The 17,643-nt window shown below is 48.8% G+C and carries 12 protein-coding genes, 1 tRNA gene and 2 pseudogenes; 6 read left to right on the forward strand and 9 right to left on the reverse strand.

The window, feature by feature from the left end:
• The first annotated feature begins 299 nt into the window (after nt 1-299).
• The 3 genes and pseudogenes from JK211_RS12225 to JK211_RS12235 all read left to right on the forward strand — a co-directional run bounded on the left by JK211_RS12225 (nt 300) and on the right by JK211_RS12235 (nt 1,022).
• Nucleotides 300-375: transfer RNA gene (locus JK211_RS12225), tRNA-Asn, on the forward strand.
• Between the two features lie 134 nt (nt 376-509).
• A pseudogene (locus tag JK211_RS12230) lies at nt 510-650 on the forward strand (IS5/IS1182 family transposase); the annotation flags it as partial.
• Nucleotides 651-779: 129 nt separating this feature from the next.
• The gene (locus JK211_RS12235; RefSeq protein WP_212708964.1) at nt 780-1,022 is read left to right on the forward strand and encodes a DUF2543 family protein; all 243 of its coding nucleotides are present in this window, start codon (nt 780-782) and stop codon (nt 1,020-1,022) included.
• 349 nt (nt 1,023-1,371) lie between these two features.
• Here JK211_RS12235 and JK211_RS12240 read toward each other — a convergent pair whose 3' ends face one another.
• On the reverse strand, nt 1,372-1,620 hold the full coding sequence (locus JK211_RS12240) for a DUF2543 family protein (RefSeq protein ID WP_212708965.1): 249 nt from the start codon (nt 1,618-1,620) through the stop codon (nt 1,372-1,374).
• Nucleotides 1,621-1,943: 323 nt separating this feature from the next.
• Here JK211_RS12240 and JK211_RS12245 point away from each other — a divergent pair, with 323 nt between their 5' ends.
• Nucleotides 1,944-2,366: a cupin domain-containing protein gene (locus JK211_RS12245; protein WP_212708966.1), complete on the forward strand. Its 423-nt coding sequence runs from the start codon at nt 1,944-1,946 to the stop codon at nt 2,364-2,366.
• 178 nt (nt 2,367-2,544) lie between these two features.
• Here JK211_RS12245 and JK211_RS12250 read toward each other — a convergent pair whose 3' ends face one another.
• Nucleotides 2,545-4,686 carry a TonB-dependent siderophore receptor gene (locus JK211_RS12250; RefSeq protein WP_371734632.1) on the reverse strand — a complete coding sequence of 714 codons (2,142 nt, stop codon included), beginning with the start codon at nt 4,684-4,686 and terminating at the stop codon, nt 2,545-2,547.
• Nucleotides 4,687-5,193: 507 nt separating this feature from the next.
• Here JK211_RS12250 and JK211_RS12255 point away from each other — a divergent pair.
• Nucleotides 5,194-5,445: pseudogene (locus JK211_RS12255) on the forward strand (iron-siderophore ABC transporter substrate-binding protein); the annotation flags it as partial.
• A gap of 12 nt (nt 5,446-5,457) precedes the next feature.
• A complete protein-coding gene (locus JK211_RS12260; protein ID WP_212708968.1) occupies nt 5,458-6,351 on the forward strand; it encodes a MurR/RpiR family transcriptional regulator in 894 nt (297 codons plus the stop codon).
• A 76-nt stretch (nt 6,352-6,427) separates the two neighbouring features.
• On the opposite strand, the gene JK211_RS12265 is transcribed toward JK211_RS12260, so the two are convergent.
• The 7 genes from JK211_RS12265 to fetA form a co-directional block, all read right to left on the reverse strand.
• Entirely contained in the window at nt 6,428-9,130 is a 2,703-nt protein-coding gene (locus JK211_RS12265) for a M16 family metallopeptidase (RefSeq protein WP_212708969.1), read from the reverse strand.
• Between the two features lie 69 nt (nt 9,131-9,199).
• Entirely contained in the window at nt 9,200-11,746 is a 2,547-nt protein-coding gene (locus JK211_RS12270; RefSeq protein ID WP_371734633.1) for a TonB-dependent receptor plug domain-containing protein, read from the reverse strand.
• Nucleotides 11,747-11,789: 43 nt separating this feature from the next.
• On the reverse strand, nt 11,790-12,161 hold the full coding sequence (locus JK211_RS12275) for a TonB family protein (RefSeq protein ID WP_212708970.1): 372 nt from the start codon (nt 12,159-12,161) through the stop codon (nt 11,790-11,792).
• Nucleotides 12,162-12,970: 809 nt separating this feature from the next.
• On the reverse strand, nt 12,971-14,083 hold the full coding sequence (locus JK211_RS12280; RefSeq protein ID WP_212708971.1) for a glycerol dehydrogenase: 1,113 nt from the start codon (nt 14,081-14,083) through the stop codon (nt 12,971-12,973).
• Between the two features lie 443 nt (nt 14,084-14,526).
• Entirely contained in the window at nt 14,527-15,840 is a 1,314-nt protein-coding gene (dcm, locus tag JK211_RS12285) for a DNA (cytosine-5-)-methyltransferase (protein ID WP_212708972.1), read from the reverse strand.
• A 200-nt stretch (nt 15,841-16,040) separates the two neighbouring features.
• Nucleotides 16,041-16,814, reverse strand: coding sequence for an iron export ABC transporter permease subunit FetB (gene fetB / locus JK211_RS12290; RefSeq protein ID WP_212708973.1), 774 nt, complete (start codon nt 16,812-16,814; stop codon nt 16,041-16,043).
• Nucleotides 16,801-17,484 carry an iron ABC transporter ATP-binding protein FetA gene (gene fetA / locus JK211_RS12295; protein WP_212708974.1) on the reverse strand — a complete coding sequence of 228 codons (684 nt, stop codon included), beginning with the start codon at nt 17,482-17,484 and terminating at the stop codon, nt 16,801-16,803. The genes fetB and fetA overlap by 14 nt, the downstream gene beginning before the upstream one ends.
• Nucleotides 17,485-17,643: the final 159 nt, after the last annotated feature.

Below are 17,643 nucleotides of genomic sequence, written 5' to 3' on the forward strand. Positions count from 1 at the left end.
ACCGGCTTGTAATTTGACTGAAAAGAGATGCCCGTCATGATATGAAGAATATTAAAGAAGAAAAAACTATAACAGGGGCCTTCGGCTTAAGGGATTAATGCTGCTATCGTTTCTTTATTTATCTGGCAGAGTTAGCGTTACCCGATAGAAAAGAGATTGTACCGGAAACAGGCATATACACGGTTAGCTGTTGCCCGCTCTCAGATGCTGATTTTATCAGCAAACAGTCTGCGGCATGGTAAAACAGCTTTGACAATCCCCTCCTGCCTCGTTATGATTCGCCCCGTCTTCACGACAATTCCTCTGTAGTTCAGTCGGTAGAACGGCGGACTGTTAATCCGTATGTCACTGGTTCGAGTCCAGTCAGAGGAGCCATTTTAAAGAAACCAGATGTCTGCGGGCGTCTGGTTTTTTGCTTTTTATCAATTACTTCCTCTTGTCCGGATGCGTCTGTTAAAAAACACCCGATGCTATACCCCTTTGCCGGTAAGGGAAGCCGCACATGGCCGGTGACAGAAAAAACATATGAAATCATCTGCGCTGACCTGTCGCGTAACAACGTGACAGCCCCGGAGACTTTCCCCTGATTAATCCGACAGACCTGCAGGAAAATCAGGTCAGTTGCCGCCGACAGCGCTTACGATACCCGGTGATATGACCGGTCCCCATAAAAAAGTCTGCGATAATGCGGGCCGGCATCCCGGTTATCTTCAGAAAATATCGCGCAGATGGTATATCATGGCCCATTGATACCTTTTGAGCGCTCCGGAGAAACGATAATGCATCATATAGCTGATAAATATTACGATATGGTCGATGAATATGCTGACGAGACCGAAACTCCCGTTACACAGGATGAGTACGATGCACTGGCGGCGTACTTCGAATTACTGCTTACTCGTTTAAGTAATAATGAGGAGATCAGTGAAAGTACACAGCATGAAATTGCCGCAGAAGCCGGTATTCATAAACAGCGTATCGATGATATCGCTATGTTTCTTAACCGATGGGGTAATGAATAACCCCCCTTACCCGGATAACGGAGCACAGCACAACCCTGTGACACCACGGAGGATCTGTTTCCGCTAATGGCGGGCAGATAATATTGTGACTGAACAGGAATAAGTCATACCCGGCACTCTTATGCCGGGTTTTCACTAATCTGCGGTGCTTTTCCGCGATCCTCCTGAAGTTCAGATAACCAATGCCCCGAATAATCGTTGGTGAAATATTCAGTCAGCGAGAATCTGATTATTTACAGCCTGTAATTTCTCGGTTAATTCAAATACACCCCGGGGAAATATAAATTAACACAGGCAGAGTTTTTTTATTTATAAAATATCCACCAACAGTTCAGGCAATAAAAATTGTTTACTCTTCATCACGCCAGTGAGAGAGGAACTGTATGGCATCATTAGCCCGCAGCCGGTCAATGCCTGAATCGCCGGCCATTTGCTGTTGTGCATGGTCACTGACGTCCTGGTTATTCATTACCCTGGTAATCAATAGTTGAAAATAACTTGCCAGTGAATCCCGTTCGGTATCTTTTACCGGTATATCAGATCCCGCAGCGTATTCATCAAGGATATGGTAAAACTGAAGAGGCACCCCATGGGTCATAATTAATTCCTGGTAAAAGTCTGATTAATCACTGTTGTTATTTAAGCCCGGGATAATAGCATTGCTATATCTTTTTTTCTGTCATTCCCTCCGCAGTATCGTCAGGAAAAGTAAATAACACTTTACGCTTTAGCGGCTGCGTGTCTGTTTTTCAGACAGCTTACCGGGATATTCAGATAACCGGTCAGCGGTTGTCGTAAAAATCACAGTGAATGAGCGCTTTCCGGGTTCGTTTTTTTTGCCTGCGGGAGTACACTCTTTCCACCCAAGGGGTCCGGTGACTTCCCGCCGGATAATACACTGACCATTCTCAGGTGAGAATTATGCGTAAATTAACCACTGCTTTACTGTCTGCTGCAATTGTACTCCCGCTGTCTTTTGCCAATGCTCAGGTCATTACCCGTGCTGAACAACAAAAAATGGAAAAACAGGGATTAGGCGGTGGTAAAGGAACCGTCGCAGCAGCATTCGCCTTTACCCGTGACAAAGCAGGTGCTGACCAGGCAATCAAAGAAATAAGCTGGCTGACACTACAGCCGGGAACCTCTATCGGTTATCACAAACATATTAATAATGAAGATGCTTATATTATTGTTTCCGGCAGCGGGATCTTTAAAGACACTGACGGTAAAGACTATCCGGTCACTGCAGGAGATATTACGATTGTACGTGAAGGCCAGTCTCATGGGCTGACCAACAACGGTAAACAGCCTCTGGTCGTGGTTGATGTTATTGCCGCAAGGTAATAAGTCTGCCAGACTGCTAAGTCACTGACGAGAATACACTGCTATCTTCAGAGACTGCCGGGGGCTGTTTTCCGCAGCCTGGCAGTCTCTTTTCCTGACCATAATCATCACTCCTGCCGCTGACAGAGTTTTGCCCTGCACAGAAAATCCGGCAGAGCAATCCCCTGCTCAGTCATACTCAGAACTCAACGCTGGCACTGAGGACTGCATTACGGGTTTCTCCTTCTTCAACCCGCAGATTACCACCGCTGGAGGTATAATAATGCTTGTTAAACAGGTTATTCAGGTTCAGTTGTAAATGGGTCTTTTTACCCAGCAGATGACTGTCCCAGGCGATAAAACTGTCAGCGACCGTGTATGCCGGAAGGCTGAAACTGTTATCAGGATCGCCGGCACGGGTCCCCATATAACGGGCTCCGCCACCAATACGAATATTACCGGCAATGACCGGAATACTTATCCCGTGACTCAGGTAGGCTGCTGCCGAATGTCGGGGCGCATTCTGCAGACGGTTTCCGTTATTGGCCGGATTATTCTGGTCATCGGTAATAATCGCCTGATCATAACTATAGTTAGCACTCAGCTGCCAGCCAGAATATATTTCACCATTGATCTCTGCCTCGATACCCCGTGAACGCGCTTTCGCCACGGCATAGGTTGAGCCATTGAGGGACAATGACAGATCCCGTTCTTCAATATTATATAATGTCAGGGAAGCGAACAGCGCCGGCGTAATTTGCCACTTAGTCCCTGTTTCATAGGTGGTCCCTTTTTCCGGCTGTTCGACATTGCCATTATCATCAATGCTGGTTGATGGCGTGAAAGATTTACTGATACTGCCATACAGTGAAATATCCGGTGTCAGCTTATAGATAACACCGGTCTGGGGCAGAAATTTATTCCCGATATCATTATATTTTTCGCTGACCGGAGCGAAGCCACTCGACTCCCGCTGTTCATAATGCTGATAACGCCCGCCCAATACCCCGGTCCATTTTCCGGTCAGTTCAATACTGTCTTTGACATATACCGAACGGCTGTGGATACGGTTAAGCAGATTGGCGGTGGATTTCTTTTCGGTACTGCTGTCAGTTACCGGAACCATCCCGTAAACCGGCCGGTTCAGGTTATAAATGGTGTTGGTTTTCCCCGTATAAGCATGAGCACGGTATGTCTGATCCATTTCATAATCTGCCCCGGCCACAATATTGTGTGTCATACCGGCAAGCTGCGGGGTACCGATCATATCCCAGGAAAGATATTTGGTTTTATGATTAAAACCGCGATTAGCATCGGCCCTGCGGGTTACCGCTCCGGTGGTCGTGTTAATCGCTGTTACCCTGACCTCATTATTACTGTAGTGCCGCTGGTTCATTCCGGCACTGATGCGGGTACTCCAGATATCATTAAACTGGTAATCCCAGTGGCTGCTAAAGGTTTGGTTACGGCCCCAGGCATGGTTAGTGTAATCATCCAGTCTGGTTTTATAGCCGATTGATACGGGTTTTCCGTTAACAAATGCTGTTCCGCGATCATAAGGAATATCGTACTGAAAGCTTTCGTAACTGATATCAAAACTGGCTTTATCACCTATCCACTGTAATGACGGGGCAATCAGGTTATGCTTATCATTACCGAAACCACGCCAGTAATTCTGAGCCTGTTTTTCGGCAATCAGGCGGAAGGCAAAACCATTTCCCAGCGGGCCTGTAATATCAATACCTGCGGCCCCGCCACCGGTACTGTTGTAATGACCGAAAGTTGTGGTACTCCACTGATACTGCGGTTTTTTACTGACAATGTTAATCACTCCGCCCGGATTCTGGATACCATAAAGCAGTGATGCAGAGCCCTTAAGCACTTCTACTCTGTCCGTCGTGGCATCAAGGTTCAGGCCCTGGCTACTGCGGATACCGTCCCTGAAAATTGAACCATCCGAGTTAGACCCGAAACCACGGCGTAAAATACCGTCTTCGGTACCGGCAAGCGTATTACTCCGGGCAACGCCACTGACAAAACGCATCGCATCAGACAGGCTGGTGGTCTGAAAGTCTTTCATTTGCTGTTGTGTGACCACACTGACCGATTGTGATTCTTCTAACCGTGAAACCGGAGTTTTACTGCCAACAGTGCTGGCTGAAGTGGTATAGCTGTTTTCTGTCCTGCCCGCTGCCGCGCTGCCGGTGACCGTCAGGGTATTATTATCCCCGCTATCGGCGGAAAAACCGGCCGACGGTAAGATAAAAGTGCTGCTGCAAACCACCATCATAATTTTTCGTGATGCGTTGCGGTGATCGGATAGTGGTGTATTTCTTTTCATTTACAGGGTGTATTCCTTGCCAGTAGGTAAATTCTGTCGAGAGCCTGTCAGTCAGATAACCGGAACCATCGGCTACGCCCCGGGAACAGTCCGTAATCCCCCGGCCACAGAACGAGAATATAAATCTAATTGATAATCATTCAACCACAGAAGGATGTAGTAGTAAATTATAAATAACCCCTAATCACTACATCATCTTAAGATATTCAAATTCGTTATGGTGTTAAAAAGAAAAAATAACTAAATGATAAATAACAATAATAAAAACATTAAACACATAAACAACAAAAATACAGAGCCCGGGGAAAGTGACTTAACACGACTAATTCACCTTGACTACTACACTTCAGCCACTCAAAATCACCTCATTTCAGCGCCGTTTTCGGCCTGAAGGCCCGCCGCTCTGTCAGTCCACTGAACGGTAAGACTTTTTTATCCCGTTCGAGGCGACAGCAGGTAACCCGTAATGACAATCTGTTATTTATCTCCCCGTCCTTATCGTTTCCGTTATCTGTGCTGGACGCAGATTTGATATTTAATACCTGGCGGGCAGATAATGGCGGAGGCCCGCAGGATGAAATAAACCTGATGGATAGTGTTATCCCGGGCTGGTGTGCGTTTCTCAGCGCCTGTCGCAAAAGCCACTATGTTATGGTATCCCGTAAAGAGGCTATTTCTAATTCATTTGCCGCCATGAGTCTGATGGCAGCGGTCGTTCAGTCACAGGTCGCCGGACTGGCTGTGCCGGGCGAAAAATAACCGGAGCTGGGGATGTACGAAACTAAGAAAACAAAGCACAGAATTGATATTTTCGGTGACCGGTTACGCCAGCGGGGCCCGCAGTTGTCCGCCGGTTTGCAGGCAGTGTTGTATTATATTAATCAGCACCGTGCCGGGGTGCTGGAGTCAACAGCACTGGAGATTGCTGCGGCATGTAATACTTCAGATGCCACTGTCGTCCGTTCCGTTCAGGCACTGGGATTTGCCGGGCTGCGGGACCTGAAAAAGACCCTCAGATTATGGTTCGAGCCCGTTCCGGATTCCACCGATAAAATGAGCAGTACGGTGAATGAGTTCAGCTCTGATATTAATTCAGGTATTGATTTTGTGCTGGAAGGCCACCGGCGAACCTGTGATGTATTATCCACAACAGAAAACAGGGCCGCTATCTCCACCGCAGTGGCTCTGCTGCTCGAAGCAAGACAGGTGGCTATTTTTGGTATCAATGCTTCAGGGATTCTGGCGGAATATACGGCGCGGTTATTTAACCGTATTGGCCTGCCCTGTATGCCGCTTAACCGTGCCGGTGTCGGGCTGGCTGAACAGTTGCTGACCCTGCAACGGGGAGATGTTCTGATCATGATGGCACAGAAATCAGCTCATCGTGAAGGAATGACCACTCTGCGGGAAGCCAGACGGCTGGGTAATCCGGTGATCCTGCTGACCAATGCGCCGGATTCCAGATTTGCAGAAGCTGCTGATGTGGTTATCCGGGTTCCGCGTGGCGGCGAAAATGGTAAAGTCCCGTTACATGGTACTGTACTGGTGTGTCTGGAAATGCTGGTGCTGGCGGTTGCCTCATCAGCCTCGCAACGCACGATTAAATCCATGAAACGTATGCAGGAATTACACCGCGGACTAAAGCCCGGCAGCCATAAACGCTGAATGATTTAGCTGGCTGATATTACCAGGATCTGTAACCGCCCCTGACGGGGCGGTTAGGCTTTCACTGCCAGTCAGGCTATTGTACTGGCATCGCCATATACACTTTCAGATTTTGCGGATTCAGTAACAAGCCCGCCATTGTCCTGACAGCTTCCGGCTGTATGGCCTCTGCCAGTCCGGCAGTCTGTGACAGATATCGCGGGTCATTATAGTGACGGTAGCTCAGGATCAGCCGCCGTTTCAGACTGTCAATATCGTCACTGCGCGACTGCTCTGCCCGTATAAACTGACTGCGCTGTTGTTCAATCTGCTGACGGGTAATTGTTCCCGCTAATTCACTCAATACAAGTTGCGCATGCTGCCATAACTCTTCGGCCCGTCGGGGATCAGCAGTAAAACTAAGTCCGGTTTCAATCCTGCCTGAGCGATCATTCAGTTCACTGTTAAATTGCAGGCGGTAAACCCCCAGAGCATTATCTCTGAGGCTGGTTTTTAATGCCTGGTAAGCGAGGTTTCTTGCAATACTGACCTGCACTGCCGCCGCCGGAGACCAGTCACGGGGCGTAAAGCTCCAGACCTTAACATTCGCCTGCGGCTCACGGTTAATCGTGCTGATCTGCTGGCGATACCCCCCGTCCGCAAGTTGCGGCTGCACTTCACCATTCAGGGTGCGTGGTATCGTTGCCAGATAGCGCGCGGCCAGGGTTAGGATCGGTTGTTGCTCCATATCCGCAACCAGATACCAGGTCACAGGTGTCGCGGTGGTATGTTGCCACTGGGCCAGTAATTGCCGGTTATCAATACTGTTCAGCTGACGAGCATCGGGTTTTTCCCCGCCGGTTTTACTGTAACGTAACTGATGTATTTGCTGGCGAAGCATCCTCATTATACTTTCTGCTCTGACCTGAGGGTCAATGCCGGGGTTAACCTGTATTTCGTGGTTGATTGCCAGCAGGTTTTCCAGGGACTGCCGGCTCCCGGTACTGTCAATATGCAGCATGTCGGCTTGCTGGCTGATTATCAGAGAGACCCCGTTATGCTTTTTCCAGCCATCAAAGGATTTGCCTTGCCATCCCCGGGGGCCGCTCTGATTAACCAGCTGGCTGGCCAGTTGTGACCACCAGGGGTCGGAACCGTCCATCATAAAGCCGCCCTGGCTGGTTGCCGATAACCAGATACGGTCTTTAGCCAAATCAGAATGCAACCATACCAGACGGTCGCCATTACTCAATGTCCATTCACGCACCTGCTGCTGCGGATAGTCTTTCATATTACTCAGGCTCCCTGTCGAACGAACCGGTTGTAATTCAGGGAGCACCGGCGCGTTTACAGGGCTGAAAGGCTGTAACGGCAGATCGGCAATCTGTTTTATTTGCTGCTCCGCCTGGCGGATATCCGGTAATACCGCCTTACTGTTTCCGGGAATACCAAACTGGATCAGCTGATCTCCAGCCATTAACCATTGCCGGATCTGCTGGTTTATTTGCTGATCGGTGATACGGCTTTCGATCCGAAGGACTTCCTGCCCCAGTTGCTGTCGGTCCGTCAGGTACCGGCGTTGCTCCCAGCGGCTGGCTATTGTCCTCACCCAACCAGAAAAATCCCGTTTTTCCGGAGCTGATACCATCTCCAGTGCGGTCTGGTGTATTTCATGACGTTCATCTGCAATATAGCGGGAGTCTGCGCCGTAACGCAGCACTCTTTCCCGTTCCCGCAATAACGAAGTTAAACCCTGAGTATGCTGACCCGGCATAACATCCAGAAATAGCCCCAGGGCACGGGTCTTCCGGCCAATATCAGACTTACGTACGATAATATGGCTGTCGCTGGCCAGCCCGGAAACTGGCATTTGCTGAAACTGCCGGCTCAGGACTGATAATGCCATCTGACTGATCAGCCGCTGCTGTAAACCGGAAGCTGTTTCATTGAAACGAGTGACAAAAGAGACCTGGCTGGTACCACTTTCACTGTCCTGTAACCGGACAATACGTAGTTGCTGACACAGCTCAGGTTCATAATAATCCCGGCGAACAACCGCGGTATCAGGCAGAGCGGAAAAATACTCTGCAATCAGCTGCTGTGCCTGGCGGGTATCAAAATCACCACTGATCAGTAAACGCATTACCGACGGGTGGTACCAGCGCTGATAAAACTGTTTTATGGTGCCGGCATCAGTATTGAGGATCGCCTGCTCATTACCGATCGGCGGACGCGACGGGTAGCGGGAGCCAGCGCGTATCGCCGCTAACCGTTGCTGGTTCATACGTTCAGCCACACCAAGTTTATCGCGCCACTCATCATGGATAATTTGCCGTTCAGTCTGTAAATCTTGCGGGCTAATCGTTGCGGCCCCCATCATCTGACTTAGTCCATGTATCGCCAGCGGCAAACCATGGCTTCCATCGGGGGGGCTCATCATAAACAATGTCCGTTCATAGTTTGTCATCGCATTAAAATTAACCCCCCGCTGCCAGCCATGCTGCTGTAGCATATTGCCGATCCCCTGCGGGAATTGCTGACTACCGCGATACAGCATGTGTTCAAGCATGTGTGCCACACCCTGTTCATTTTCCTGCTGGTCCAGGGAGCCCGCATCAACACTCAGCCTGATATCAATCCGCTGCCCTGCCTCTCTCATCGGGGCCAGAGTATAGCTGAACCCATTATCCAGTCTGCCTTCAATAATCTGCGGGGCGAGGCTGACCCTGTCCGCGGTAATTCCCGCCTGGCTGAATAAAACAATGGCTGCCAGCAAACATCTGCGTATAAATAAATGCATTACGTAATCATTCCCTGCCACAGCGCTGTGGCATTATTCATCTAATATCAACCACCGGATAACCGGCAGTTACCAGCTGTAGGCCACACCCAGCCAGAACTGGCGGCCGGTTTTATAATTCACTGTTTTGCTGCTGCCACTGCTGCTGGTCTGGGTGGCAGCAATGACGTTATCCAGCACGTTAATAACATCCAGACTGAGTTCCAGAGTCTGGTGCCCGGATAAAGGCTGCAGATAACTCAGCTTCCAGTCATAGGAGAAATAGTCTTTATAACGGGTTTCGTCATAGCGGGTTACGCTGCCCTGGTAATCACCACAGACACTTCCTTCCGCAGGGCAGGAAGTGGTAGTGGTGGTATATCCACGGTAGCCGGCGGTATATCCAAGGTTCTGATTCCAGTTCAGACGTAATGCAGGAAAATAGGTATTAACATTGATAAAAGCTGTCCAGGGCGTATTAAAATCCAGAGCCTCCATATCCCTTTTATCCATTAACCGGCCATGGTAGATAGCTTTATTATCATCAGAATCACTGACATCATAATAACTCTGTGAACTGGACCGGTTTTTTCCATAACTGGCGCCCAGCGTCCATCCTATTTCACCCAGAGAGAAGATAGCAGGGCTGACAGGCTCGACTGTCAATGAAATACTATCGCCGCGGGTCCTGGCGTTGTTGGCCAGAATATAGGAACGTTTACCGTCACTGCCGGTGGTTGTTTCACGACCAAACTGATCCTTCCCCTGCCGGTTAACCCATTTGACCGTCCACAGGGTGCCCGTCACACGCTGTGAAATACCCAGTGATAACTCATCGCTGTAAGGGGTTTTCAGAGAGGATGAATCATAATCTATCGCAGCGGTTTTCAGGCCGCTGTCAGTCCATGTTCCGGTAGCACTGTTGCGGGCCCTGGTATAGTAGCTGCTGATCCCATTGCGCAATTTGTAAGCCAGCAGGTTCTGACCATAGTAACGATTGGCTCCGCCAAAAAACCGTGTCGAGTGGTCATCGAAAACATCATAGGAAGCCGCCAGCCGTGGAGCCAGCGTCAGGTTTTTCAGAAAATCATCATATTGCAGACGTACACCGGGAGTCATTTCCAGCCGGCCGTAACTGATACTGTCCTGAAAATACGCCGCATAATCCGTATAATTTGCCGAAACTTTTCGTGCCGGATAAACCGTCAGGTTCTTAAAATATTGCTCACCGGTAATGCAGTAGTCATCACCCGTTTTGCATACTACCGCCGGGCTAACCGTCGCCACACCGCGACTGACAGTAACATCCCTGAATCGTTGATACTGTACACTGTAACTATCTGTTTCCCAGCCAAAATCCAGTTGATGCTGAACCGGGCCGGTCATCAACGGATTAAGTTCATAATTTTGTTTAAGGGTTATGGTCTTTTTCTCCGTTGAGTAGCTGCCGTAGCCACCGATCATCCCTGTCTGATAGTTAGCTGCGGCCGCAGAACTCGACCAGTCGATTGCATCAGAAACAAAATTCTGCGGGGTATAATACCGGTACCAGGTAAGAAATTGATCAGACTGATGGCTGATTTTATTTTGCTCAGACTGATAACCTGCCAAACTAGTGACCTTACCCCAGCTGGTAAGGTGTTCCCATTCGCCATTCAGGCGGTAACCGCCTCCGGTATTCGTAAAAGCACCATTTTTTACATTCTCCTTAAAGTATTCTGACTTATGCGGAGAATACATACCTGTCAGACGGAGAGTATCGCCATTATCAGCCAGGTATGTTCCTTTCAATAAATAGGTTTCAGCAATTCTTTTCTGATTATCCCACTGCTGAAGATAAGTCTGATAATAAGGAATTACAGACTGCTGACGATTATAAGAAAATATAATCCCTGCTTTATCATTCAATGGCTGATTAACACTGACTGAATAAAACTGTTTGGTAAATTGTGGCTGACTGGTCAGATGACTCGCAGTTGCAACATCTGCAGCACTGCCGGAATCAATATGATAACGGGTCCATGCTGAACGGGTCGTCCGGTATGTTATTTTTCCCGATGCCCGCCCTGGCAGAGGATCTTTCAGTCGGGCATCAACGACGCCTCCGGTAAAACTACCGTATTTTGCGGAAATATTACTGTCAAAGACCTCAAGTCTGTCAACCAGTTCGGAATTTATCCAGAATGACTGGGTCCCTCCGGCAGGCAAGTCGGTTGGTGAGTAACCATCCGGCGAATTTGTCAGTTCGCCACCATTGGCACCGGGATTAATCGTATTGTTATTCGACAAACCGTCGATCATAAAGTTATTGTTATAAAACTTTTCACCATGAAATGACACATTCTCCGGTGCGATTTCTCCGGCAGTAGTACTGCTGTCAGTAGAATCAGCAAAACGGACATTCGGATTATGTTTTAATAACCCGGTAATATTACCGTTCGCCTCCGGGAAATTGTTTATTTGCTGTCTGTCAATGATCTGAGTTCCCATTGACTGACTGGTCGGTGTTGTCCGGACCAGAATAGTGTCATCCGAATCACTCTCATCAGACGTCATATTGTTGCTCTCTGTGCTTTGAGCAATAGCTAACCCCGGCAATAAAAATATTGCCGTAAATAAATTAACGGTATTTTTCACCTGATTTCCCTGAAATTACTGAATATAAAAATATATCTAAATTTTAATTTTCCACAGCGACCCTGCCGCTCAGGCTGAATATAATGGTAACCTGCTGATTTTCTGCAGCAGCACCTTTTTCATAACGCCAGCGACGAATATCCTGGTCAATATCCCCGGAAAATACACCACGAGGTATTTCCTCTATAATCTGTACATTATTCACCGTCCCGCTGGCAGTCACATCGAAGCGCAGTTTTATCCGGCCTTCAACACCCAGCGCTTTCGCGCGCGCGGGATAATTCACCCGCCGGTACAATGCTTTTACAACGGCTTTGGAATGACGACCGGCCCCTGCTCCTGAGTCACTGGTATCTCCTGAATCGCGGGGGTTTGTATGCGCATCAGCAGCATGGCTTTCTGTATTTACCGGCAAAGTTGCCGGTGAATGCGGAGAATCTGCTGCCGGCAGCACTGACGACTGATGCTCTGAGGCACGCTGAAGAGGTGACCGGTGTTGAGTGGCTTTTTCCTGCGACTGATATTTTTTCTGTTCACAGAATGCCTGTCTGACGACCGTTGCCTGTCTGCTGGCAAAGGGCGTGAAACGCCAGTACCAGGCGCTCTCACCGGTAAACTGCCCTGAGCAGTCACCGGTAAAGGGCGAGTTTCAGATGCACGGGTCGTGGCAGGGCCAGAAATGATGCTGTCCTGAATACCGGTCACAGGTAAAACAGTGAACACTGCCGGAACCGCAGGCTGTCGGGGACTGCTTGCGGCCATACCTCCGGACATTATCGCAGGTACCGGCGACTGTTGATAAATTATGGCCGCAATCACCATCAGGTGCAGAAGCACTGACGATAGCAGGGGTATCTTTTTGGCACTGCCAGAGGGGGATTCAGCCTCGGGTATCACAGATCTGTTATCCCGGACTAACGAGCTACTCATTCCCTGCATCCTTACATACTTCACATCATATCTTCGCGGCCGCAACATCATCTCCGCCCGGGTTCCCGGCAAAATATCTCAGGAGATATATCGCCGGAAGTTCACTAATGCGAATTATTATACAAATGATAATTATTTGCAATAATGAGTTACATAAATGATGGGCATATAAGGACTAGATATCATCAGGTTAGGTCCCGAAACGGGAAATTACGGCCAACAGGTGAACGACAGTGCAGCACACACCCCGGGCAGAAAGTTGCGCGGGGCGCTGCCGTCTGTAAAGAGCAGATATCAGGCTTTCATGCGGTGTGCTATGGCATCTGCAGCAAGCATCGCGTTATAGACGTCATCAGCGGTCAGTTCCATAGGCATATTATTCATGGTATCACCCGGCGCACAGGCTATTCGCGCAACTTCGCGCCATTCGGCTTCTGAAAAGGTTTTCAGTCCCATATCCTGCAAAGTCAGCGGCAGGTTTGCGGCTTTAATAATCCGCACTACATTCTGCCACTCTTGCTGCGGTGCATTTTCCAGCACCAGCTGAGTTAACAGACCAAAAACAACTTTCTCTCCGTGCTGTGCCTTATGTAAATCTGCAACCACCGACATACCATTACTGACAGCATGGGCCGCCGCCAGCCCGCCGGATTCTGCCCCGACACCACTCAGATAAATAGTAGCTTCGATAATCTGTTCAAGTGCAGGTGTCGTCAGATGATGAGTCACCGCCGCCATAGCCGCGTCTATATTCTCACTGATCAGCCGGTAGCATAATTCTGCCAGCCCCAGGCCGGTACGTGAGGGTTTATGCAGTACCAGGTTGAGTCCGTCGGCCGCATAACAGGCACGCGCTTCAAAATAGGTGGCTAACGCATCGCCAACTCCCGCCGAAAAAAAACGCACCGGCGCAGCAGTAATTACTGAAGTATCCGCCACCACTACATCCGGATTTTGTGGTAAATACAGGTATTCCTCAAATTCACCACTTTCTGTATAAATAACCGCCAGTGCAGTACAGGGGGCATCTGTTGAGGCAATCGTCGGGAACAGTACCACTGGCATTTTCAGGTAATATGCTACCGCTTTAGCCGTATCCAGAGTTTTACCACCACCAACACCGACAATAACATTAGCCTGTAGTTGTCTGGCCAGCGCTTGTTGGCGATCTATTTCCCGGCGACAGCATTCATAATTAAATTTTTCTGCCGTCCCCTGTAAACCGGCAGCCTGTAGTGCGGGTAAGGCCTGCTCTCTGACCCCGGGCAGCATAAATTCGTCAGTAATAACCAGCGCCTTGTCACCAAAATCTTTTACAAAACTATCAATTTTAGACAGCATCCCGGTACCGATAAAAAATTTTTTCGGTGAGGTTACAGTACGTGGAAGTTTAGTTTCTTTAATCATTTTGGCCATCCATCGGCAAGTTATCAGTAAGGTTTATGATGGTGAGTCATCCCTGATACCACATTGATCATGATCATCTGACGTTAAGATTATTGTCACGGCTGGCGGATAAACAGCTATCTGCCCGCTATTCTGATGCGAGAATATTCAAAGGAATTAACTCTATCACCATGTTTTCAAATTAATTATGTATAAAACCAGACGCAGAAGATGGCCGAAATACCGGACGGTTCAGGGCTATTGATATCCCCGTAAGATATTTTTAGCGGATACTGTTACCGACCGGGAACATTAATAGCCTGCTAAAAATTACGGTAGAAATAAATAAGAATTAACGATGGGCCGCATTGACTGTCAGCGGCCCGGCAGAAGATTATCGATGGAAGGATGACAACGGGTACAGTGGTCTGCACAATAAAACGCCACGTGACAGGCAGTGCCGGTTATTTTTGCCGGCGTAACTGTTCTGCACTGTTCATGGCCGTGATCAGTTGTCCGGCCACGGCATCAATAACGTTCATACAGACAGAGTTACCGAATTGTTTATAGATCTGCCCATGAGATACAGCATTAACAATAAAGTTATCCGGAAAGCCCTGTAACCGGGCGCATTCCACCGGGGTCAGTTTGCGGGGGTTTTTACCTGTATCGCTCTGGTCTATCAGGATTTCAGAACCGTCTTTATAGTAACGGGCACTGAGGGTATTGGCGTATTCACTGTCGGCATTGAATAGTGAATACCCAAAACCATTGCCGCGTTGTTTGTGTGCCGCCAGCCGTTTCTGATGACCGATCCACAGTTTGTCCGATAAGGTATAAACGTCTTTGCCTTTACGGGCTATCAGCTCAGCTAACTGCTCAGGGGTCAGTAAAATATCCCCGACACGGGTCGGGGTACGGGGTGCCTGCGGCCAGCGAAATAACTGGTCGAAATCGACACCGGAAAAGTAATCTTTATCGAAGCCGATAATATAGATACGTTCACGGTTTTGTGGTGCGCCGAAATCTCCTGCACGCAATACTTTAAAATCCACCCAGTAATTAAGCTGACCGGAAAGCGCACGCCGGGCTTCATCACTCATCGGTACATCATCAGGAATTGCTCCGCCATGCGTACCCTGCAGAATACCGGTAATGGTCTTCAGAGTGCGTCCTTTATCATGTCCCCGCAGCTGTTTAACGTTTTCCAGCAAAAATGCTTTGGGTCTTTTTTCTGCCAGAATACGCTGGATTTCAAAAAACATGGTCCCGCGGGTATCACTGAATCCCTGACGCAGCCCTGCCAGAGAAAATGCCTGACAAGGGAAACCGCCCAGCAACACATCATGATCGGCTATATCACGCGCATTTACGCGGGTAATATCCCCCACCGGCAGTTCTCCGTAATTTGCCAGATAGGTTTTTTGGGCGAACTTATCCCACTCAGAAGTAAATACACAATGGCCTCCCTGCCGCTGAAACGGCAAACGAATACCACCAATACCGGCAAACAGATCAATAAAAGTGAACCGGCATTGCTCTGGTGGCGGCTGACGGAAAGGCGCATCCAGAAAATGTTGTTTCAGACGGGTTTCGAGGGTTTGTATCGCACGCCATTTTCCGGCTGACGGCGTGTGCTCACCAGACTCCCAGCCACGGACAGTCCGTTCCCCGGTGGCTGACATACCGAGAACATTGGCAAACTCGGTACGCCCCAGACCAAGGCTTTCTCTGATTTTTTTGATTTGTTCTGGAGATGAATCTGATAAAAGAGGCATGTTTCGGTTACTTATCCGGTTTTAGTCCTGGAAGACTACCACTGCCCCGGAAAGCAGGCAATGGGATATTACCCCGTTGTACCGCCCTGTCCGTCTGACTGAGGCAGCGATCCCCCCCGGTAAACCGGGCGATTTGCCGTTTCCCGTTCCCGGCGGGTGACATCATCGCCGTTGCCTGCCGTGGCGGGCAATAATAATTACTATTTCACAGGTTTAACCACCAGCTGATGACGATGATTATAAAAGCGACGGCATGCCAGATACCCGGCGATAATGGTCGAGATACTGGCAGTCGCTAACGTCATAAAAGTGACCATTATCTGATATTTAATCGCTTTTACCGGATCGATACCGGCGAAAATAAGTCCCGACATCATTCCCGGCAGACTGACCAGCCCGACAGTTTTCGCGGAATCAACAGTAGGGATCAGTGATGAGCGGATACTCTCACGTAACAGGCGTGCCGATGCCTGTTTCGGGGTCGCCCCGAGACTGAGCATCTCCTGAATTTGTTGCTGATCACTGGCAAAACGCTGGCCGAGATTGTTATAACACAGCCCTACTGCAATCATTCCATTGCCGGCAATCATTCCTGAAATAGGGATCACCTGCATCGGCAGGAACTCGATAGATCCGCTGGCAACCAGTACCGCCAGTGTCAGCACAGCCCCGCTGGTGATAGCGATAAAAGACATCCAGAAAGCACGGTCGATATACTTACTGCGTTTCTTTGCATTCAGCGCGGCATTGAAGCAGATAAACAACACCATAAACAGGGTCAGTAAAATATTATTCAGATCAAAAATATATTTCAGGGCATAACCGACAATAATCAACTGGACAATAGCGCGGCCGATACTCCACAGAATATCTTTTTCCAGAGCCAGTTTTTCACGGTGACTGATCAGGATCGCCACCAGTACCAGCGCCAGAGACATCATCAGGGAGCTGTCGGTAATATTATGCTGGCTCATGACTGTTTTCTCCGTGCTGGCTGGCTCTGGCTGGTAAGGTAATCACATTATCTGCATGGCTGATTTCGTTCTGATCATGAGTCACCCATAGCACTGCCAGTTTTTCCTGACGAACATATTGATGAATAACATCATTTACCCGCTGTTTATTGGCTTCATCCAGCGCACTGGTAATTTCGTCCAATAACAGTACTTTTGGCAGGAACTGAATATTGCGCAGCAGTGATACCCGCTGCTTTTCCCCGCCAGATAATTTCTCTATCGGTTTTTTCAGTATATCTTCCGGTAATGCCAGCCGCTGCAGGCCATGGTGCAGCTGGTCGGGGTCAGCTTTCTTATTACGCAGCATCCATGGAAATGTCAGATTATCTTCCACGGTATCCCCGAATAAAGCAGGGGTCTGGGCACAGTATGATACCTGTCGCCGGTATTCCTCCGCCGTGTAGCGGCTGATCTCTTTTCCATCAAACAGCAATTCCCCCCTGTCAGGGCTAATTAATGATGAGGCAATTTTCAGTAAGGTGCTTTTCCCGCATCCCGAAGGGCCGGTGATCAGCGTGAATTCCCCTTCTCTTACACTGAGAGAAATATCACGCAGTATCTGTGTTTCCCCCGCCTGATAATAAATATTATTCAGCTGTAACAGCGGCGGAGTTGTATCCTTTGTCATGCTTCCCGGTTCCTTAATCACAAGTAGCCTCTATTTTAACGGGGTTTAGCTTCCCGGATAAACGGCTTTTATAGGTATAAATGTATCAGGAAACCACACGTCTGATGTCGGGGTGGCGAACAGCCGGTTTTACTATTTGCAATTCCCCGGTGAAGATAA

The organism is Tatumella sp. JGM130, assembly GCF_018257525.1.
Lineage (GTDB): Bacteria > Pseudomonadota > Gammaproteobacteria > Enterobacterales > Enterobacteriaceae > Tatumella > Tatumella punctata.

Bases quoted from the DNA above. Each gene is read 5' to 3' on its own strand.
- JK211_RS12235 (WP_212708964.1), top strand. From the start codon at position 780: ATGCATCATATAGCTGATAAATATTACGATATGGTCGATGAATATGCT.
- JK211_RS12240 (WP_212708965.1), bottom strand. From the start codon at position 1,620: ATGACCCATGGGGTGCCTCTTCAGTTTTACCATATCCTTGATGAATAC.
- JK211_RS12245 (WP_212708966.1), top strand. From the start codon at position 1,944: ATGCGTAAATTAACCACTGCTTTACTGTCTGCTGCAATTGTACTCCCG.
- JK211_RS12250 (WP_371734632.1), bottom strand. From the start codon at position 4,686: ATGAAAAGAAATACACCACTATCCGATCACCGCAACGCATCACGAAAA.
- JK211_RS12260 (WP_212708968.1), top strand. From the start codon at position 5,458: ATGTACGAAACTAAGAAAACAAAGCACAGAATTGATATTTTCGGTGAC.
- JK211_RS12265 (WP_212708969.1), bottom strand. From the start codon at position 9,130: ATGCATTTATTTATACGCAGATGTTTGCTGGCAGCCATTGTTTTATTC.
- JK211_RS12280 (WP_212708971.1), bottom strand. From the start codon at position 14,083: ATGATTAAAGAAACTAAACTTCCACGTACTGTAACCTCACCGAAAAAA.
- dcm (WP_212708972.1), bottom strand. From the start codon at position 15,840: ATGCCTCTTTTATCAGATTCATCTCCAGAACAAATCAAAAAAATCAGA.
- fetB (WP_212708973.1), bottom strand. From the start codon at position 16,814: ATGAGCCAGCATAATATTACCGACAGCTCCCTGATGATGTCTCTGGCG.
- fetA (WP_212708974.1), bottom strand. From the start codon at position 17,484: ATGACAAAGGATACAACTCCGCCGCTGTTACAGCTGAATAATATTTAT.